Genomic DNA, 20575 nt, shown 5'->3' on the forward strand with positions numbered 1-20575 from the left:
TTTGCTGTCTCCGCTTTCTAATCGCCTTGCATAAACGGGTTGCTTGATTAGCTTGCTAGAGATGAAACGCACTTTGATACTTTTTTCAACTCTAGTAGCAGGACTACAAGCCGACGAGTACAAGTCGGCTTTGCCTGAAAATGTTGACCGTCCGTGGGCATCAGCGGACATGTGGACCAACCCCATGGAAGACTGGCGTCTGAAGGATGGCCGGGTTTTTAATACGCATTCCGGGGGAGATCGCAGCGTGGCTTTGCTGGGCGTGGAGGTAAAGGCTGGTAAGGATTTTAATGCCAGTGTGAAGGTCAGCCAAGTCAGTGAAAAGATAGAAGGTTTTGGAGTAGTTGGCCTCCAGTTGGGCCGCCGAGGAAATTTCAATGATTACCGCGATACGGCAGTCTATGGCAAAGGCTTTGATATCGGTGTGACTGCGGACGGTAGTTTGTTCATTGGGAAAAAGTTTACCGAGACGAAAAAGGTCAATGGAGCACTGAAAGATACGACACTGGCAATCGATGCCAAGGCGGATGGTGAATTCTATCAGCTGACTCTCGTGGTTAAGGATGCGAAAGGTGAAACTCTCACTAGCGCGAGCCGTCGTGTTCACGGTAGCTGGTTGGAAGGTGGAGCCGCGTTGATCGCCCACGGTGAGAAGCTGCTCGAGCGTCCAGCAGAGCAGGCAGCTCCTAAGGCCATCGCTAAGAATAGTCAGAAGCGCGGCGGGGAATTCCGTTTCGCGTTCAGTGACGTCCAGATCTCCGGGGACTCAGTGAAGGTTCACAAGGATAGAACTTTTGGTCCGGTCATGTGGACTCAGCAGACATTGACCGAAGAGGGGAATTTGAGGTTGGTTGCTCTGATGGCTCCTGTGGGCAATGGTCCGCGCAAGGTCGAGCTACACGTGGATGGCAAGAAAGTGGCGGAAGATGAGATTGATCCCAAATCCCGTACTGTCCGCTTTGATACCAAGGTAGACACGAGCAAAGACCATCAATATCAGGTAGTCTACCAGCAGGCCAATGGTGAAGAAGCTCGCTACGATGGGCACGTTCGCAAGATTCCGCTCAAAGGAACAGTCAAGCTGGCCGCGCTCTCCTGTAACGACTCCACTGGATTCCCTCACAATTTGTTAGTGGATAACGTGACGGCACAAAAGCCGGATGCGATCACTTTCCTGGGTGACCAGATCTATGAGCCGATTGGAGGATATGGTCTCGTCGGAGCCCGTGGTGATGACCGCGCGGTTTTGAGCTACCTGCGTAAGTACTACATGCACGGCTGGAGCTGGGGCGGTCTCTTGAAGGATATCCCTTCGGTCACTATCCCGGATGATCATGATGTATTTCATGGAAATATCTGGGGTGACGGGGCTCGCTTGGCCGATATCAAGAAGTATGGTTTCTATGGCTGCCAAGACTTTGGTGGCTATAAGATGGATGCTGAGTTTGTGAACGTCGTGCATCGGACTCAGACAGGAAACCTGCCTGATGGGCCTAAAGTGAAGTCTAACGAGTCTGGTATCACCGACTACTTTACCTCCTTTGTGTATGCGGGCATTGATTTCGCGGTGATTGCAGACCGCCAATACAAGTCACCACCGCGCGTACTGCTGCCAGAGGCTAAGATCCGTAACGGCTGGCCTCAGAGTGATACTTGGAACCCGAAGACAGATGGCATGAATGTAGAAAATGCCCGTTTGCTCGGTGAGAAGCAGATGACTTTCCTTAAAGGCTGGTCGGAAACACGTCCGGAGAATGCTCAGTTTAGAGCGGTGCTCTCGGCTTCCCCATGGACCTGTACCTCTACACTGCCACCGGACATCAAGGATGATGCCAAAGTAATCTTTGGCGGTGCTCCGAAACCAGGTGAATATCCTGAGGGCGAGGTGCCAAGAGGTGACTATGACTCGAATGGCTGGCCTCAAAACCGCCGTAACGATGCCCTGCGTCTGATGGCAAAGGCAGGTGCGATCCATGTGAATGGTGACCAGCATCTGGGTACTACAGGCCAATACGGCATTGATGAGTTCCGTGATGGTCCTTTCTGGATTTCAACTCCAGCGACGGCGAACCTTTGGCCGCGCCGCTGGTTCCCTAACGATAAAGGCGGGAACTGGAAGGAAGGGATGCCTCGCTATACCGGTGACTACATTGATGGCTTTGGTAACAAGATTACCATGCATGCCGTAAACAACATGGTGGATACTGAGCGCGAGCCCGCGCGTTTGTATGATCGTGCTCCAGGTTATGCGGTGATTAGCTTTGACCGTGATAAGGATCAAGTGAGCCTGGAAGCCTGGCACTACTGGGCTGGCCCTCAGCAGGCGGCTCCTGATAACAAGCCTTGCCCGGACTGGCCAGTGATCATCGATAACAAGACCAATAAGCGGGTGAACTAAGGATTTTTACCCACAATATCTCGGTGTTAGGCCGTGCAAACATTTATCCAAGCCCGATTTGGTGGGACGCGCTCCGCCAAATCGGGCTTGCAAGTATTTGGAATCAGCCGATGATGGGCGTATGGGTCTGAAAGAAAAGCGCTCGGAAACGCTTGTCGGATTATTCGTGCTAGTCGGCTTGCTCGCTTTGGGTGGGCTGATTTTGCAGTTCGGCAAATTCAGTGACAAATTCAAGGGGGAGTACACGCTCTTTGTGGAATTCAAAGATGCGTCAGGTCTGATCGAGGGAAGTGAAGTGCGCATGGGCGGAGCCCGGGTGGGTAAGGTGATCAACAAGCCACGTCTGACAGATGATTTGACTGTCATGGTCGAGCTCAGTGTGGATGAGAGGGTCAAACTGTACAAAGGGTCTGAGTTTCTGATCCAATCTGTTACTTTGTTAGGGGACAAGATGGTTGTGGTTGTGCCTCCGGAAATTAAGAGTGAGCAATACTATGCAGATGGAGACTTCATTATGGGTGGTGGTGCCGGTGGTCTGGATGCCCTGCAGTCCGATGCTGAGTCTGTGGCGCGTGACGCACGCGGACTGATGAAGGATGCGCGTACTAGTCTCCTGAAGGTAGATGCTGCTCTGGATGACATCCGTGCTGTTGCAGGCCGTTTGAGTGAAACGCTGGAGAAGGTGAATTCTGAAATTCTGGACGACCAGAACACCAACAACCTGAGAGAGACCTTTGCCAATCTGGAGCAGACTTCTGCAAAGTTTAAAAATGCCAGTGAGCAATTGGATCCAGTTATGCAGGATCTGCGGGGGGCTATCACTTCCGTGAAGAATGCGGCGGATTCTGCGGACAAGACCTTTGCCTCTGCCAACGAGCAAATCAAGAAGCTGGAGCCAGCACTTGCCGAGGTGCCCGTTGCCGTGAGTAGCCTTAGTGATACCGCGAAGAAGGCTGGGGCTTTCCTCGATCAGGCTAGTTCCACGGTGGGCAAGCTTGAGGAGGGTGACGGACTATTGGGGGCGATCACCACGGATGAGGAAGTGGGGACAGATGCCAAGACCTTCATCAAGAACCTCAAGCGCTACGGTATTCTCGGCTACAAGGATGACGAAACCAAAGACGATAGCGACGCTCGCAAGAGTCGCTATCGTGGGCCTCGCCGTTAATTGCGCCGAATGAATCAGGCTTGAGTGAGCTCGCCGGCCGAGAGGGAGAACTGGTACAGTTTTTTCCCGGCCATGTTGATCCAAGTAAACTCTGCTTGTTTCTGGTCTGCCTTGACAGTCATGAAGACATTGGGAGCTGGCTTGCTCCAAACTTTGGCTGGATGAGGGACATCCAGTGATTTGATCACACTGCTATGCATAGGGGAAACCACGCATTCATGCAGCGGGTAGCCCAGGCGATCCTTACCGTAGTCGTGATGGCGACTGACGTGGATGTCGCCCGAAATCAGCACGACGCCGGCTATTTTCTCCTTCTTGATGAATTGGAAGATTGCCTCGCGTTCTGCTGAGTAAGTTTCCCAGTGATCTTTTTCTTTGTTCCCTTTGGGGTACCACACCATGCCGGTGCAGAGAAGTTTGAAGGGGGCGTCGGAGGCTTTGAGTGATTGTTGTAGCCATTCCCACTGCTTCTTGCCGATACAGGTCTTTTGCTTTGGGTCGGCCCAAGAAGGTTCAGTCTGAGAGAACCAGCGGTCATCGATCAGCCAGACTTCCAGCGGTCCTCTACGGAAGCTGGTATAGATGCCCGCGTTGTTCTCGCCGTAGTTGGCGAGTGCATTGTACTCGATGAATGCCTTGCGGATGTTTTCTTTTTTCGGCATCAGGCCGTCTGAGTCATTCTTGCCGAAGTCGTGATCGTCCCAGGTATTCCAGAAGGGGATTTCCCGAGCCAGGGATTTGAGAGCGGGGAGCGTGGTCCAGAAGTCTCGCCGGCGCTGGCGGTTTTTTTCCAGCTTGTTGCTGTCGATGTAGGGTGAATCACCCAGTAGACAGAAGCCTTCAATCTTCTGAGCCTTGGCCTGTTTCCAGATATCATTGAACTTATCGTTGGAGATGCAGGAGCCCATACCCAGAATGACGGGTTTGTTGTCTTCAGGGGATGCGGCGGTCTGGACGATGAAATTGGCTCCCTCAAAGAGTGGCTGACCTTGTTCATGAAGGAATTTGCCGTGGTATTCCGTATTGGCTTCCAGGCCTGTCACGGTAAATTGGACACAGAGGTCATTGTCTTGGACCGCCTTGGCTGTCAGTTGCTGGATAGTCTTCCCGCTGGAGTTTTTGAGTTCCAGGCCAATTGTCCCCTCCTTGGGCGCTCGGACGAAGCAACAGATGGTGGAGGCGTCGATATGCCCGAGAACCGGACCTACGACTTTTCCTTTCATCAGTTCTTCGGCTTGAGCGAGTGAGGAAAGGACGGGCAGAGAGAAGGCTCCCAGCGCAGTTTTTTGGAGAAAGCTGCGTCTGGAGGTGATTGGTGCTATGTTGTCTGTCTTCATATGAGATGTGAATGGTGTTGCTGCTTGTTAAGTACATCTTAAACGAGAATAAAGTTTCACAAAAGAAACAATATTGGGTTTAAAGTGGTTTTTTCGGGGGTTGCATGCAAAAATGTGTGCATATTTCGTCAGAGGCTATTCTTTACGGTTGTAATACCAAACCACTGAAAGCTAGCCTCCATCAGTCACGTAAGACGAACGCGCATAATCAGAACAATACGATATGAAATTCACAGCAATAACGACAGCTCTCTGTAGTCTCACCCTGCTAGGTGTGGCTCACGCTCACGAAGGACACGAGCACCCGCCAAAGGGTAAGGAAATCACGGAAGTGATTCGTACCGGTAATGGTCAGTTCACTTATGAGACCGTTCCAGGATTTGGTAAGCTTCCAGAAAATGCCAAGCTCGGACCTACACATGGTGGAGTGGCTGTGGATAAAGATGGCCTCATTTATGTGAGTACGGATGGTGAAAAGTCCATGTGCGTCTTCAAGCCGGATGGCACCTTTGTGAGAGCCATTGCTTCTGAAGCCCGTGGTATCCATGGCATGCAGATGGTGACCGAGGGAGACAAGCAGTTCATTTACGGAGCTCAGCTCAACGCTTATGGTAACAGACAGTTGAAGGAGAAAACCAAACTGCGTGCCGTGAAGGTGGACCTGGAAGGCAATGTTGTCATGGAAATTCCCAATGAAAAGACTGGTGAAATTCAGGGGGGAACGAGAGGGATCACAGGAATTGCTGTGGCTCCAGACGGCTCTATTTTCGTGAGCATGGGCTACGGTTCTAACCTCATTCACAAGTTTGATAAGGAAGGTAAGCTGCTTAAGTCTTTCGGTGGCCGTGGTGCTGGTGAGAACAAGTTCAAGACTTGTCACGGACTCGGTATCGATACTCGTTTCGGTGAGCCACGTCTCCTCGTTTGTGACCGCGAGAACCGCCGTTTGGTTCACCTGGACCTCGAGGGTAACTGGATCGGCGTACACTCCACACATCTGCGTCGTCCTTGCTCAGTCTCATTCTTCGGTGATTACTGTGCCGTAGCTGAGCTGGAAGCTCGCGTGGTGATTCTCGACAAGAACGGCACTCCTGTCTCCTTCGTGGGGGACAACCCGAACAAGAAGCAGTGGGCTGGTTTTGGCGTGAAGCCGGAAGACCAGACTCTGGGTATCTTTACGGCGCCTCATGGCTTGAGTTTTGACAAAGAGGGCAACCTCTACGTGCAGGACTGGAATGCTACTGGCCGCGTCAGCAAGATGCAGTTGGTGAAGTAAGCCTAGCTGATTACTTTTTCAGGAGGCGCTCCACGGTCTGGTGGGGCGCCTTTTTTGTGCCCTAGTTGTTATATCTGTATGACAAATTTCAGCTTGATTCTCTAAGTTTATGGTGTAATGAGATAGCTATGAAAACGAATCAGGTGGTGGTATTATCGGCGATATTTTGTGGTTTGTGGCCATGGATAGCAGTAGCAGCCGAGCGGCAATGGACGAGCAAGGCGGGAACCAAGGTGGAAGCTGAACTGATTCAGCAGAATGGCGATGTGGTGACCCTGAAGATGCAAAACGGTCGAGAAATTCAGGTGAAGGCCTCTGATCTGAGTGAGGCGGATCAAGCGTTTCTGGAGGGGCAGAAGAGTCAAACTGCGGAGGTGGTCAGTGGTTCTCAGAAGAGATTGCCAGTGTTGGCCAGCGGTGAAGGTAAGGGGCTGTACGCTCTCTACCGCGGTGATGACTATGTGGCGAGAGTGAGCAAGTCAGGGAGCATGAAGATCCATCCCATCGTGGATGGTAAAGTGAATGAGAAATGGTTCATCAGCATTGATGTAGATATCTATGAACAACAGGCCAATGACCGGGAGAAATTCTGGTTTGAGAGTTTTGAAGACTATGCCCAAGCAGCAGAGAACCCCTCACAAGTCCGCTTTGTCGGTACCAGGCGCGGAGGTACGACCTGTGAAGTGATCTATGGTTTTGAGAAAAATGCGGTGACCACCTGGTTTCGTGCAGACCCGAGCCAAGAACTCCAGTCAAAGGACAATATGGTGTATCGAGTACGCCATTTCGTGGGTAAAACCACGGACATGGACGCCAGTGAAAAGTTTTCCAAGCGTTGCCGGGTGAAGCAGGAAATGATCGACGGGAACAAGCGGAAATATAATTTCTGGGAGACGCTGAAATTTGGAGGTGAAAGTAAGGAGATAGAGATCGACGGCCCGATGCTCGGTAAACACAAGATGGTGTTTAAGCGTGGTGGCAGTGAGTCGGTCAAATTCTCGCCCTACCAGTATGGGGAGTCACCGCTATCCGGCGGTTTTGCGATCTACATGTACAAGCCGGATCCAACAACCAAGGATCACGACGCTGAAAAAGTCACGATTACCATCAAGTAAGCGCGTTGATGGCGATGCGTGCCATTTCTTGGCTGTTAGGCGAATCTGAGTGGATGCAGAGAGTGTCAACAGTTACCGGGAGGGGATTGCCGTCCACGTCCTCGAGGGTTCCTTTTTGGTCAAGCTTTTCGATCCTAGCCTTGATTTGATCTAGGTCGTGAATGTGAGCATTGTCAGAGTCCCGCGGTACCAGCTGGCCATCGGGGAGATAGTTTCTGTCTAAAAATGCTTCTTGGAGAATGGGGAGATTCCTATCCTGAGCGGCTCTAGCTACAGCTCCACCCGCGAGACAAACGATTTTAGTATCGTGACTCGCTACATAGTCTAGCAGCGTATTACGGATTGAGGTATCTTGTTCACTAAGGTGGTAGAGGGCGCCATGGAGTTTGATGTGGTGCAGATAAGCACCGGCATCGAGGTAGAATTGAATTTGGTTCTCTATCAGGTGGACAAAGTCTTCATGAGTGAAGCCCATGGGTAGTGTTCGGCCCTTGTTCCCCATGATGCCGGGATGAGCTCCGGTCAGGACGCCTTTTTGGCGGGCTAGGCTGTCACAATACTGGATAGTTTCCTTGCTGCCTGCATGGCCTCCGCAGGCGATGTTAGCCAAGTGGATATGATCCATCAGGCTGGCTGTCTTCTCGGAGGTTTCCCATTCGCCGAGATCGCAATTGATGAGGATATGTTTAATCATGGGTTTGGGCATTGGGTGAAGTGGACGGATGCTTCGGGAGCATGCTGGACGAAGTAAGAAAGGTCCTCTGGATGGATGATACCAAGTATCGGGTAGCCTCCGCATGTGGGGCCATCGTTCAAGGTGACGATAGGTTGCCCAGATGGAGGTAGTTGAATGGTGCCGGGCAGTACCGGTAGACTGCGGATACTGGGTTTGAAGTCGAGAGTTGTACCGTCGAGTCGGAAGCCTGTCCGATCAGACTGCGGGGAAACTGACCAGGTGTCCGAGAAGAGCTGATCGAGAATTGCTTGAGGGATCTCGTGGGGGCCCGGGAATACCCGGATCGCTGGCGGTGTGGAATAGTCTCTGATTTCTGAGGAGTGCATGTAACGTGCGGCGATGCCCGGGTAGGGATCTGACTTGGCATTCCAATTGATTTCAGAATTCTGGAAGATGGCCTGGCCTAGTGCGGATCGTTCATGTCTGGACGCGCTGCCAAACTGTGAGGGGGCTGAGAAGCCGCCGGGAATAGCGAGATAACTCCAGATTCCAAATTTGGCTGGATGAATGATGACCTGGTCGCCAGCTTTGACTCTGCGGGCTGACCAGCGGGGGAGTTGGTCACAGCGCGCCGCTCCAGACAGGGAAATCCAAGTATCGGCAAGAAAGTGCAAACTGACGCACCCCAGTGTCATTTCCAGACAGAGATCATTAGGGTGATTATCGAGTAGTTTGTTAGCAATGCTGAAGGCATGTTTATCCATGGCTCCAGCCGGGGCTACTCCATACTGGGTCCAGCCGTGGCGGCCAAGATCCTGATAGCTGAGGCCGACTCCTGTGGTCTTTGCGATGGCGATAGGTTTAGTCATTCTGGGGGATGAAAGTTAGAGTGTCACCAGACTTTAGGGCAAAGGCGGACTCATCATTTTTTTGGGGGTCGAAGACGGGAAAGTTTGTGTTGCCTAGCCAATGCCAGCCACCAGGGCTGGCGATGCTGTAGATGCTGGCGTGACCTCCCCCAATAGCCACAGCACCAGGGTTCATGCGAGGTCTGGGTGAACTACGGCGAGGAAGGTGAATGCGTTCGGGTAGTCCATCTAGGTAAGGGAAGCCGGGGCTAAAGCCGAGGAAGCGCACCTGATAGAGCGCAGATGAGTGAAGCTGAATTAATTCCTCACAAGTTAGTTTCAGCGCTTTGGCTGTGTCCTCCAGGTCTGGGCCGTCATAGCTTACCGGGATGTGGTGATGCGTGGAGGCTGTGTCTTCGGAAGCGTCTAAAGTCAGGGAATCCAGATAAACTCTCACGACTGCCTCGGGCACTGGGACTCGGAAGAGGATCAGTAGTGACTCATAGCCAAGAGTGTAATCTACAAAGTCTGCGGGTGCTTCCTGTTCCAGGGCCCTACCTAGGGCTTTGAGCTTGGAGTGATCAGGGTGCAGAACGAGCCAGGCGCTGGGCCCGAATGGCGTGAGAGATAACATCTTGGATATTTGTAGCATAAATTCATATTTTTTCAGATAGCTTTTTGTGTAGTCTATCTATGTGAATAAGCGGATGATTAGATTTCTGGTACGTGCCAGAATGAAACTGACTTCCCGGGCGGTAGCAACCGAGAAGATCAGGGATGAGCTCCGGCGCTATCTCGGGCTGATGCATTATGTTCCGAGAGAGAAATGGGGGGAACATGTCCGCGTTCCCGCGATGATGGGGGTGGACCCGGATATGCGAGAGTGGTCTTTGTTAGACATCTGTGAGCACAATGCCATAGTGAACCGTTCGATCCGTGAGGTGGTGACCTCCTTGGTGACACAAGAGCCCATGAAGCACGTGATCGATCCCAAGAAGGATGTGATGCCGAAAGGGGAACTGGGGCAAAAGGCTCTCGATGAGTTTAAGCAGTCCGTGGAGGATTACCTGAAGGCTGTCGATAGCTACAAAGGACTGAGATCGACTGAACAAAAAAAGCATCCCGTGTTTGGGATGCTTAACGCACATAGTTGGCATGTGATGTTTGGCTTGCACCTACAGATTCATCGCAAGCAGGCCGAGGTAGTTGCTGATCTACTCAGCAGAGATGCTTAAAACGGGATGTCGTCGTCATCGTAGTTGCCACGCAGCTCATCTGCGGATGGCTCTTCTTCATCACCAAACGGGTTGTCAAAGTTTGGCTCCTTAACCGGGGCTTTTGCCGCTGGCTGGGCACCACCGGCTTGGATCTTCCAGCAGTTAAGGTTCACATAGTAGCGACCATTGTACTCATTGCCTCTGATGTCGAAGCTGACAGTAATCTCTTGGCCTACGGAGAGCTTGTCCAGCATGCTGGTCTTGTCTTTGACAGTCTCGAACTTGATGTCCTGAGGGTACTTGGAGTCGCTGGTGGTGAGGACGAATTCACGCTTGGTAAAGCCACTGCTGAAGCTTTGAGTGTCCTCGATAACTTTGATTTTGCCGCTAAGTTCGAACATGATGGTGAGTGTTTCGCGTGTAGGGTAATCTGGCAAGTGCCTAATGGCCGAGAGCGCCAATGCTGCCAGATTTTCTCCATTCATCCCGGGTGATTTGTGAGATCGGGTTGCCCCAGCCGTGATTGTCGGCAAAGAGGGACTCTTTGTAGGGGCTGAGGGTGGGAAAGATGATGCCGTTGCGCTCGGCGATTACGAGTGAGTTCTTCAGGTAGGCCAGTGAGGTTTCATCGTCAGCTGTTCGGAAGAAGTTCCCCCAGAGGATTTCTACAGGCGCTTCAACGACATGGAACAATTCCTCCACAGTAATACCAGCGGGTTCGAGCAGGCCTTCCAGATCATCGGGAAGGTCATCCGTCAGCCCGAAATCGACCAGATCTCCGCGACGAGCTTCCCACTCTGAGAAAGCTTTGGGTTCTTGCTGTAAGGGGTGTTGCCAGAGATGATCGAAAAACTCATCAACGATCTCGTGCTTGAGTCCTTTTTTCAGGAAGTAGGCTTCCGTGATGTGGAGGGAGATCGCGGCGCGAGCGGTGAGAGAAAGAGGTCTGGCTTGTTCGAGATAGGCGTCGAGTTTCACAGTGCGGTTCTTGGTTGCGCATGGCTTACCACTTCCAGGCGCGGGAATTCCAGAACGAATACAGTTCAGAAGTAGAGCCATTGAATCCGCTACGTTCTATCGGGCGGTCCAGATTACCGAAATACTTGGGGGTGTGCCAGCTGCCACGGTGATAGTTGTGGGGAACGGAGCGTCCGTTCTTCCACCAGACTCCACCGTACTGCCACATGACCCAATTGGACCAGATGCCGGATGCTTGGGTGAGTCTGAGCGGGGTTTCTAAGCCGGCATGTTTGTCTGAGTACAGTGCCAGCCAGTAGGGGCATTGGCGGAGGATGGATTTTTCACGGGCACTGGCGGCATTGAGTCTGGCCCGTATGCCTGGTCCGTTCTCGATATAGATCACGGGGTATTTGCCTGTGATGCTTTTGATCTCAGAGACAAAGTGGACAGCCCGGCTGATGCTGCAGTCCGTGTGGATATCTGCCACCAGAAGAATCCGGTCCGTACGCAGACCGCGTGAAGCCTTGATTGAGCGTAGTCGCTTGATAAAGCGATGCGCATGGTAGTGGGGATCTGAGTCAGGCAACAGATAGTAGTAGGAGCCCAATAGCATGCCTTGCCGCTCTGCCCCTACCAGAAAGTCAGCGCACTTGGTATCCAAGGTAGGGCCCTTGGCGCAGCGGGCAATCAGGCCATGTGCTCCATTCGCACGTAGCGCGGCTTGGTTCAGAGGCGTGTAGGACCTCCCGGAGCGCTGTTTCTCCTTGGGGTCATAGTGGGAGACATTGATGACTTTGGGTGAGTCCGAGTAGGAGACTTTTCCGTATTCGAGCCCGCCGCAGGAGACGGAGATCAGTGACAATAAAAAGAGGATGGGGAAATGGCGACACATAACAGACGTACCCTATTGGAAAGTACGTCTGCTGTGAAGAAGAATCCTGATTTAAGGGCTCGTCTGGACTTTGGCACGGATGAAGATTTGCTCGCAATCTGGAAGCTGAATATTGAAGGTCTCCAGGTCTCCGTCAGGGTTCGCCTTGGAGGATTGTTGCCATAGTGGGGATAGACCTGCGCTGCTCAGATTCGTTTCATTGAGAGGCTGCCAGGAAGTCAGCTCTGTAGAGAACTCCAGTGAAAGCGTGCCCCCAGTCAGATCCTCGTTCTGTCTGAGCTGGTAGGCAAGAGTGGTGGTGCCATCGGCTGAGTGTTCGATGTTTACCGGGGAGTCGCCAGCTTGGCTGGCAGAGAGGCCGAGTACAAACTCGAGTGCCGTGCTTACTCCGTCGAGATCATGGTCTGCATTGCCATCCGTGATATTGAGGTAGTCCAGGCCGTGTCTAGCTTCGTAGCTGTCCGGGAGCTTGTCATTATCATCATCGTCGTCTAGTAGATCAGATTGGCCATCGAGATCGTTGTCTTCAAAGGTGTTTGTGACTAACAAGCTTGGAGGGTTCGATGACTCTGAGGAGGATATCTTCGCGAGGGTGTCATTGTCATTCACCAGAGCCAAGGTGAGGTAGCCTGAATTACCTTGAGAGAGTGTGAGTGGTATTTCTGTCCAGGCTTCATCCTGTAAACTGACGGTTGTTAGTTTTGTGCCTAGTGCGGGCTTGTTGTTCCAGTTCAGGTTCTGAGCGTTCCAGCTGGAGTCTTCTACAAGGTGGACCGAGAGAGAGTCTCTGCCTAGTTCTGAATAGAGCTTGAGAATTGTGGATACATTTGTGCCGTGCAGACCGTGCAAGTCAAAGCGCAGGAAGGCGATGCGCGTGTATGGGCCATCTGCTTGTGTCCTCAGTTCGAGGCGCTGCCAGTTCTCCGGGCTTAAGTCCGGGTTGTTCTCAAAGGCGAAAGTGTCTGCTTCAACGGAGTATTCCCGGCTTTCGGCAGCGGCGAAAGGAATGGTGATAGCTTGTGTGTTATTGTCTAACAGGTTGATGGTGGTGCTATAAGAGCGACCCTCGTGCTCAATGGTGATTTCGTACTCTCCATGAATGCCTCTGAATTGAGCGGTTCCTGTATTGCTGTTGGTGTCCGCCGAAGTGTTGAAGCGGATGCGGCTGAGGTAGTACCAGACCAGTCCATTGAGTTTCGGGTCTCCATTCTGATCGATGAGTGCGCGCTCGCTGTAGTCCTTGCCAAAGTCCCAGGCAAAGAGCGCTGTCACCTTAGGGTGGGAAAAGTAGGAGGTCATGATCTCGGCGGTCATACGTGCGCGCAGGTACTCATCTGGCTCAAAGACATCCGGCGTAGTCTTGATCTCGAATTCCGTACCTACCAGGCTCATGTTGTAGCTGGAGAACTGTTCGAGACGGTCATAGAGGGTTTCTGGATCTTCCTGCTGCCACTTGAATCTGGATTGGAAGCCTATGGCTGTGATGGGAGCCCCGTTGTTTATCAAGTAATCCAGGCGCTCCTTGTAGGTGGCGATGCGGTTTTCGTTTTTACCGGAAATGATCTGGAAGTCATTGAGCAGGAGATCAGCGTCTGGGTTGACTTTGTTTTGCTCGGCCAGATTGTACCAACGGATCATTTCCGCATCCCCAAAGATGTTTTGCAGTCGCTGGTTAGAGAGGATCTCATTGAGGACATCCCACTCATAGACATCCCACTTGGCAGCCCAGCTGGTGATTTCATTGTCTACCAAGGTACGCAGCTCATCTGTGAGGGTGGCAATCTCGGTGGGGTCTTCACTTTCCTCGATGGCTGTCGTCTTGGCTTCGATGTCTGCACTGAGGTGTGAACCTCCGGGCCACAGGAGAAGGTGGCCGCGAACCGGGACATCATGATTGGAACACCAGTCGAAGAAGTCTGGCAGGTATTCCTCGAATCCACCTCTTAGCTTGGGTTTCAGGCCGTTCATCAGGCCGACGGCATCAAAGTAAGTTTTAATTTTGTCCTTATAGGCCTGGCCGTGGTGGCCATCTGTATCTGCCGAGGCAAAATGCTTGAGGCTGAGCACGCCACCAAAGCGGAACTTCCGTTTCTTGAGGCTGGCATGGATGGCGGCGTTCTGGAGGGCATTGCCGTTTGCGTCCATGATCTGAAGAGTGAAGTCAGACTTACGGTGTTGTTCTATCCTGGCATGCGCCTGATCCAGACGACTACTGTCGGCAGGTGGTGGATCGACCGCCCAAATGAGATCGAGCTCTTGGTTCAGGCCTAGCGTAATGCCTAGATCGTTCTCCAATTGGTCTCTCTCGGCGTCACTGAGAAGAATCGCGCGCCCACGAAGATAGAGGGTGACGGTTACGGGATCTGACTGGAAATTCCCATCACTGACCCGGTAGGTGAAACTATCCGTGCCGTACTGACCGGGAGTCGGAGTGTAGACGAATGAGCCGTCGGCACTGAGAGCGAGGCTGCCTTTGGTTGTGGTGGACTCAAGAACGGCGGTGATGGCGTCATCATTGGCATCCGTATCATTACTGAGTACACCAGGCTGGCTGATAGTGCGGGCGGTGTCATGGATCACATAAAACTCATCATCTTTCCCCTCGGGGGCCTCATTGCTGTTATCATAGGTGATTCGAAGGAAGGCGCCTTGTGAGGCTTCTCGTGTTCCGAGGTCCACGAAACTGGTACTGCTGGTTTGCAGGGCCAGACTGTGAAGGCCGTTCATGGTGATCAAGTTGCCGAGGTCGTAGGAAGTATAGCTATTCGCTGTAGTGCTGCCTGTGGCTGTGGCTAGAGTGGTGATGTCCGGCTTGTTGTCCCACATGAGCTGTTTCTCATCCCATGTGTCGTCTGCAACATCGTGGATCGTGATTTCACTCGTCGTGCTTAGGGCGTAGAGGTGAAGCTCGGCTGAGAGAATGGTTCCGGGAATGCCCTCTACGTCAAACTGGAGGAAGCCGATTTTACCAGAGGACTTCAGCCGCATCTTGCTGCTGTCACCGTAGGTCCTCGTCGGTCGCGCGTCATTGACCCAAGTGTCAGCAGATACAGGAACATCGACGATGGTCTGTGCTGTGAGCGTAGGGACAATCGTGGCCAGGCATAGAATAATCAGGCTTAGTGAGCGGGTGAGCATGGGTGTAGAGAGTGCGGGTGGTCATGTTTATCGGGGGGCTCAGGTATCGGCTTTTGCAAGTGCTGTGCCGAAACCTTCTCACGAGCTTGTTAGTTTTCTCATGATTCTTGTGTGTATGCGTAAATTGTTTCAGCCGCAGAAAAAGGCCTCAGAGCTGGTTAGGCTCTGAGGCCGTGGTCTTTGGGAAATAGAATGTACTGATGTCAGGGAGCAGTGTAGGGCTCTGTGGTCACCAGTGATGGAGGATTGCTGGACTCGGAGGAAGACACTTTGGCTATCTGATCCAGATTGTTTATGATCGCTAGGGTGATGACGCCGGGGTTATCCGCAAAGTTGAGCGGGATCTCTACCCAGGTGTTGTCCTGGGTGCTGACGGTGGCGAGCAGGGTTCCCAGATCCGGTTTGTTCGTCCAGTTGAGAGTCTCTTGATTCCAGCTGGAATCATCTACCTGATAGATGGAAAGTGAAGTAGTAGCGACTTCGGAGTAGAGTCTCAGGATGGTGCTCACTTCTTCCCCAGACATTTGTGAGAGGTCGAACTTCAGATAGGCGATTCTGCTGTATGGGCCGTCAGGATCCGTGCGGAGATCGAAACGCTGCCAGTTGTATGGCGTTAGGGTTTCATTGTTATCGTAGACGAATGTGTCTTCAGATGGAGCGTAGTTGCTGCTCACGGTGCCAGAGAATGGTAGGTTGACCTCCTGTGCGGAGCCATCGGTGAGATTGATGTTCGTGGTGAAACTTCTGCCTTCGTGCTCTACCGTGACTTCATACTCACCATGGAAGCCTCTGAAGCTCGCCATGCCGTCGGCATCGGAATCTGTGGAAGCTGCACTCGTGAAGCGGATCCGGTTCAGGTAGTACCAGACGAGGCCGTTCAGTTTTGGGTTTCCACTGGAGTCTAACAAGGCGCGCTCACTGTAGTCTTTGCCGAAATCCCAGGCGAAGAGGGAGGTGACCTTAGGGTGAGAAAGGTAGGCCGTCATGGTTTCAGCGGTCATTCTGGCCCGGGTGTATTCATTGGGCTCGAATACTCCAGGGGATGTCTTGATTTCGAATTCAGTGCCTACCAGTTTCATGTTGTAGGAAGAGAATTGGTCCAAGCGGTTGTAGAGTGTTTCCGGGTCTTCATGTCTCCATTTGTAGCGGGACTGGAAACCGATGGCTGTGATAGCTGCGCCGTTATTCACGAGATAGTCCAGACGCTCTTTGTAGGCCGCGATTCGGCTCTCTTCTTTGCAGGAAATGATCTGGTAGTCGTTGAGTAATAGATCAGCATTTGGGTCGACCATGTTCTGCTGGGCTAGTGAGAACCAGCGAATCATTTCGGCATCGCCAAAGATATTCTGGAGACGTTGGTTAGAGAGAATCTCATTCAGGACGTCCCACTCGTACACATCCCAGGTCGCGGCCCAGGTGGTAATCTCATTATCGACTAGAGTGCGAAGCTCAGCAGTGAGGGTGGCGATCTCTGTGGGGTCTTCGCTTTGCTCGATGGCAGTGGTCTTGGCTTCGACCTCGGCACTGAGGTGGTTGCCACCAGGCCAGAGAAGCAAGTGGCCGCGCACCGGTACATCATTTTGCTGGCACCACTGGAAGAAGTCAGGAAGGTATTGTTCATTGCCAGCACTGAGCTTGGGTTTCAGGCCGTTCATCAGGCCTACCGCATCGAAGTAAGTTTTGATCTTATCTTTGTATGCCTGACCGTTCAGTCCGTCGGTGTTAGCACCGGCGAAATGTTTTAGGCTAAGTACACCGCCAAAACGAAACTGGCGTTTCTTCAAGCTTGCGCTGACTGAGGCTCCGGTAAGTGGAACTCCATTTGAATCCAGCAAGTTCAGTGAGAAGTCGGACTTACGGTGTTGTTCGATCCTTGCATTGGATTGATTCAGTCGGGAGCTGTCGGCAGGTGGGGGATTGACTGCCCAGATGAGATCCAGTTCTTGGTCTAGGCTAAGATCAATCCCCAGATCGCCTTCCAGCTTGTCCAGTTCCGCGCTGGGGAGAAGGAATGAGTAGCCGCGCAGATAGAGGGTGACGGTCACTGGTGCCGAGTCCAGGTAGCCGTCATTTGCTACGTAGGTGAATGAATCTACCCCGAACTCTCCTGGAGTGGGGGTGTAAACAAAAGATCCGTCTGCATTGAGTGTGACGCTGCCTCGGGTAGGCGCGGATTGCAGCTTGGCTGTGAGTGTGTCACCATTCGGGTCTTGGTCATTGCTGAGTACACCGGAGCCGGAAATCGTGCGGTCTGTGTCGTGGATGACGTAGAACTCGTCATCACTGCCATTGGGTGCCACATTGCTGTCATCATAGGTGATGTGCAGGATGGGTTGAAAGTTGGTTTCACGACTACTGATATCGATGTTGCCTTTGTCCCCGTAAAGCAGGGCCAGGCTGTGTACTCCGGAGCTGTTGACAAGGGAGCTGACGTCGAATGTGTTGTAGGCATTCGCAATGAGAGCACCAGAGGTAGCAGCTGTCAGGGTGTGGTCGGGCTTGAGGTCCCAGTTGAGGGTGTTTTCCTGCCAAGAGTCGTCGTCAACGTTATGGATACCGATCTGGCTGGCAGCATTCATGGCATAGAGCTGGAGCTCAGCAGAGAGAATGGCACCGGGCAGCTCAGGAACCTCAAATTTGAGGAATGCAATCTTGTTGCCGGAGCGGAGTGTAAGGTCGATGCTTTCCCCGTAGTTTTTATTCGAACGCGAAGCGTTCGCGTAGGAGTCTGCTAGAGCGTTGAGGTTCATCGTGCTCTGGGCGTAGAGCGGTAGTGTGAGACTAGTACTTAAAAGTGCTAGTTGTGTGATCGAGCGGAAGCACATAATAGGTTTATGGTTTGGGTTTATGATAGTGTGAGTATCGGGGGATTAATGGTTTTAATCGAAAAGATGAATGCTGTTGGAGTCTGGAGGGGTGTTGTTTTCGCAATCAAATTTGTGCTCAAGCGCCCTGATAGAATGAGTTAGACAAAACGAAGAAAGCCCGCTCTCCGGGGAGAACGGGCTCTAGGTCAGGGGTGGGGTAAACCTGATTATAATGTGATCTCAGACCACAGAGTATGATAACTCTCGTGATATAAGATCGGGTTATAGAAATAAATATTGCATAGAATACACCATGGTTCCGATTGGCATGTAAAGCAGGTTTTTCTCTCGGTCGTTTGAATTGGCTGCCAAAAAGAAGGCGCCAATCTCGTCTGAGACAGGCGCCACAAGGAATTCTGGGCTTCTGGGGTAGTTGTAATTTTTTTGCATTTCCACCCTCAAAGGGCTCACATCCACCTCACTTCGTCTGCAATTCCGTCCGTCTTGAGGAGTGTCTGGGTCTTGCCTCCGATGATGGAGAGGATCTTGCGCCCGTCAGAGGCCAGAATGGCGCCATCGTGCCTGACGTCGAAGTCAAGCAGGGCTGTCTTGAGCACCTGTTCGCTTCCATCCTTGAGACGTTTGATGAGTTTCCAGGAATGGGGGACAATCGATGCCTCATCCTCACCTTTAGGGGATTTGGTTTTGCTGAGGTCGACCATCACGCCTTTGATGTTCTTCCATTTCTGGGGCTGCTGGGGTTTGTCCTCAGGTCCCAAATTGGCCAAAGGCTTTTTCCTGGTGAGCTTGGAAATGCTGTCGACTACCAGATAAGCGGTCTTGGCGATTCTGAATGGAATGAGAATGGTCTCCAGAGCCACTTTGTGGAGAGGGAGTTTGCGGTTAGAGTTCTCCATCGGGCGGCGGATGAAATACAAATTGCCCTCGGCGTCAGTCTGCGGAGCTAGCAGATCGTGCTCGGCATCTTCTAGCAGGGTTTGGTGTTCACCGGTTTTGACGCAGATCTGCTCGATACTGCTGGGTGTCCTGCCTGCGTAGTAGCCATCTTCATCTCGCCCGATACCACTGCTCTGGTAGAGAATGGAGGTGCCGTGCTCTTGGTCCCAGCTAGGGCTGGAGTCAAAGACGTCTCCATCCGTTAGGATCTTGTAGTCAAACTTGTGGTTAGACATGACCACGATGTGGGCATTGTCCTTGTTCCGGAGAGAAGCCGCAATGTACTTGGACTTGGGGTGGTGGCGGATCTCGGCAATGTCGATCTGGTCCTTGTGAAAGATCCGGTGCTCCTCGTCGCTATTGAGGTCTTTTTTGAAAAGCCCGCTGACGTTAGGGAGGCTGAGTACGTAGTAAACCTCGCCTACAGCTTTGGCACGAGAGATCGATTCGAACTTCGGAGTGTAGTGCTCCCAGCTGTTGTTAGCCTTCCAAGCGGTGGCGGACATACCGAAGGGAGTATTGTCCGAGGATTGTTTCCAAGAATTCTTCTGAATGCTCTGCTGGGCTACAGCTTCAGCATTCTGCGCAAACTGGCTTTGAACCTCGGTAGTGAGGTTGTCGCCATTGGCATAAAAAAATTTGCCTCCAGATTTGTAAATCCACTCCGGTTTTCCAGACATGACCTACAATTTCTGGAGGCAGTTGATTCTGCAAGCCTACAGATGAACAATCTCACCAGTGCGGAATGACTTGTCCGCAGCGGCTACGATCTTCATGGAGTTGATTGCATCGTCCATGTGATCGGTTAGATCGATGTTTTCCTGGATGGCTTTGAGGAAGTATTCCTGCTCACGGTGGCAAAGGCCGTCGTGATCTGGCTCATCGCCAGTCTCTACCCATTCGTCCTTTTTGACGAACTGGTTGTTCTCGTCGAGTTCGGAGAAGTGGCGGCGCAGGGTATTCGTCTTGGTGTGCGCGTCCACGTCTGCAGAGGCACCTTCGCCGGCGGCATCCTTGGCTTCGATAGTGACACAGCCGTTAGGTCCAACCACGTCTTTCACGAAGAAAGCGGTTTCGGACATCATTGGGCCCCAGCCAGCTTCGTACCAACCTACAGAACCGTCTTCGAAGGTGACCTGGAGGTGGCCGTAGTTGATCTTGCCCTCAGGAAGCTCGTCGGTGAGACGTGCACCGAGACCAGCTACGCGGACTGGCTTGGAGCGTGTCATCTGACACATCACGTCCACGTAGTGAACACCGCAGTCCACGATCGGAGAGATGGAGGACATGAGGTTCTTGTGGGTGTTCCAGTTGTCGCCGAAAGACTGCTGGTTGAGGTTCATGCGCATGACGAGCGGCTTGCCAAGGTCATGGGACATCTCGATGAATTTCTGCCAGGATGGATGGTGGCGGAGAATGTAGCCGATTACCAGCTTGCGGCCGTTTGCCTTGGCTGATTCGACGATTTCCTCGGCTTCTTCCACGGTCTCAGCGAGTGGCTTCTCGATGAAGACATCGCAGCCAGCCTCGAAGGCTGCCTTGGCATAAGGAGCGTGCGTGTCTGGGTAAGTGGAGATGGAGACGGCGTCTGGCTTGGTTTCCTCCAGAGCTTTATAGAAGTCGTCGTAGAGGGCGTAGCCGCCACCGAGTTCGTCATTAAGCTTTTCACGGGAACCTGCAGAGCGGGTGCAGATGCCAACGATTTCGAATTCAGGGATATTGTGGTAGGCGAGTGCGTGTGAGCGGCCCATGTGGCCGGCGCCGGCGCAGAGGATCTTAATCATAT

The 20575-nt window shown here is 52.4% G+C and carries 16 protein-coding genes; 5 read left to right on the plus strand and 11 right to left on the minus strand.

Features of this window, described 5'->3' with window-relative positions:
• The first annotated feature begins 61 nt into the window (after positions 1–61).
• Together BUB27_RS04085 and BUB27_RS04090 are read left to right on the plus strand one after the other, a co-directional pair.
• Entirely contained in the window at positions 62–2398 is a 2337-nt protein-coding gene (locus tag BUB27_RS04085) for a metallophosphoesterase family protein (protein ID WP_143158263.1), read from the plus strand.
• 97 nt (positions 2399–2495) lie between these two features.
• Positions 2496–3566: an MlaD family protein gene (locus BUB27_RS04090; protein WP_159434791.1), complete on the plus strand. Its 1071-nt coding sequence runs from the start codon at positions 2496–2498 to the stop codon at positions 3564–3566.
• Positions 3567–3580: 14 nt separating this feature from the next.
• Here BUB27_RS04090 and BUB27_RS04095 read toward each other — a convergent pair whose 3' ends face one another.
• Entirely contained in the window at positions 3581–4903 is a 1323-nt protein-coding gene (locus BUB27_RS04095; protein ID WP_143158265.1) for an alkaline phosphatase D family protein, read from the minus strand.
• A gap of 223 nt (positions 4904–5126) precedes the next feature.
• Here BUB27_RS04095 and BUB27_RS04100 point away from each other — a divergent pair, with 223 nt between their 5' ends.
• Together BUB27_RS04100 and BUB27_RS04105 are read left to right on the plus strand one after the other, a co-directional pair.
• Positions 5127–6179 carry an NHL repeat-containing protein gene (locus tag BUB27_RS04100; RefSeq protein WP_143158266.1) on the plus strand — a complete coding sequence of 351 codons (1053 nt, stop codon included), beginning with the start codon at positions 5127–5129 and terminating at the stop codon, positions 6177–6179.
• A 128-nt stretch (positions 6180–6307) separates the two neighbouring features.
• Entirely contained in the window at positions 6308–7294 is a 987-nt protein-coding gene (locus tag BUB27_RS04105; RefSeq protein ID WP_143158267.1) for an SHD1 domain-containing protein, read from the plus strand.
• Here the strand turns inward: BUB27_RS04105 and BUB27_RS04110 are convergent.
• From BUB27_RS04110 to BUB27_RS04120, 3 genes are read right to left on the minus strand one after another with little or no spacing between them, the layout of a single operon-like run.
• A complete protein-coding gene (locus tag BUB27_RS04110) occupies positions 7287–7988 on the minus strand; it encodes a LamB/YcsF family protein (RefSeq protein WP_159434792.1) in 702 nt (233 codons plus the stop codon). The two genes, BUB27_RS04105 and BUB27_RS04110, sit on opposite strands and share 8 nt — an antisense overlap.
• The gene (locus tag BUB27_RS04115; RefSeq protein ID WP_143158269.1) at positions 7985–8839 is read right to left on the minus strand and encodes a 5-oxoprolinase subunit C family protein; all 855 of its coding nucleotides are present in this window, start codon (positions 8837–8839) and stop codon (positions 7985–7987) included. The genes BUB27_RS04110 and BUB27_RS04115 overlap by 4 nt, the downstream gene beginning before the upstream one ends.
• A complete protein-coding gene (locus BUB27_RS04120) occupies positions 8832–9452 on the minus strand; it encodes a 5-oxoprolinase subunit B family protein (RefSeq protein WP_159434793.1) in 621 nt (206 codons plus the stop codon). Before BUB27_RS04120 ends, BUB27_RS04115 begins: the two co-directional genes overlap by 8 nt.
• Positions 9453–9552: 100 nt before the next feature.
• Here BUB27_RS04120 and BUB27_RS04125 point away from each other — a divergent pair, with 100 nt between their 5' ends.
• Complete coding sequence (locus tag BUB27_RS04125) at positions 9553–10053, plus strand: hypothetical protein (protein WP_143158271.1); 501 nt, start codon at positions 9553–9555, stop codon at positions 10051–10053.
• Here BUB27_RS04125 and BUB27_RS04130 read toward each other — a convergent pair.
• From BUB27_RS04130 to BUB27_RS04160, 7 genes are all read right to left on the minus strand, one after another.
• A complete protein-coding gene (locus tag BUB27_RS04130; protein WP_143158272.1) occupies positions 10050–10436 on the minus strand; it encodes a DUF3127 domain-containing protein in 387 nt (128 codons plus the stop codon). The two genes, BUB27_RS04125 and BUB27_RS04130, sit on opposite strands and share 4 nt — an antisense overlap.
• Before the next feature lie 40 nt (positions 10437–10476).
• Positions 10477–11013 (minus strand): hypothetical protein, encoded by a 537-nt coding sequence (locus BUB27_RS04135; RefSeq protein ID WP_143158273.1) that lies wholly within the window; start codon positions 11011–11013, stop codon positions 10477–10479.
• 25 nt (positions 11014–11038) lie between these two features.
• The gene (locus BUB27_RS04140; RefSeq protein WP_143158274.1) at positions 11039–11887 is read right to left on the minus strand and encodes a GH25 family lysozyme; all 849 of its coding nucleotides are present in this window, start codon (positions 11885–11887) and stop codon (positions 11039–11041) included.
• Positions 11888–11938: 51 nt separating this feature from the next.
• Entirely contained in the window at positions 11939–15025 is a 3087-nt protein-coding gene (locus BUB27_RS04145; protein WP_143158275.1) for a CBM96 family carbohydrate-binding protein, read from the minus strand.
• A 203-nt stretch (positions 15026–15228) separates the two neighbouring features.
• Positions 15229–17775: a CBM96 family carbohydrate-binding protein gene (locus BUB27_RS04150; RefSeq protein WP_159434794.1), complete on the minus strand. Its 2547-nt coding sequence runs from the start codon at positions 17773–17775 to the stop codon at positions 15229–15231.
• A 524-nt stretch (positions 17776–18299) separates the two neighbouring features.
• Positions 18300–19469: a hypothetical protein gene (locus BUB27_RS04155; protein WP_143158277.1), complete on the minus strand. Its 1170-nt coding sequence runs from the start codon at positions 19467–19469 to the stop codon at positions 18300–18302.
• Positions 19470–19505: 36 nt separating this feature from the next.
• Positions 19506–20573, minus strand: coding sequence for a Gfo/Idh/MocA family protein (locus BUB27_RS04160; RefSeq protein ID WP_143158278.1), 1068 nt, complete (start codon positions 20571–20573; stop codon positions 19506–19508).
• Positions 20574–20575 lie beyond the last annotated feature (2 nt).

The sequence above is a fragment of the Rubritalea squalenifaciens DSM 18772 genome, from assembly GCF_900141815.1.
Taxonomy (GTDB): domain Bacteria; phylum Verrucomicrobiota; class Verrucomicrobiia; order Verrucomicrobiales; family Akkermansiaceae; genus Rubritalea; species Rubritalea squalenifaciens.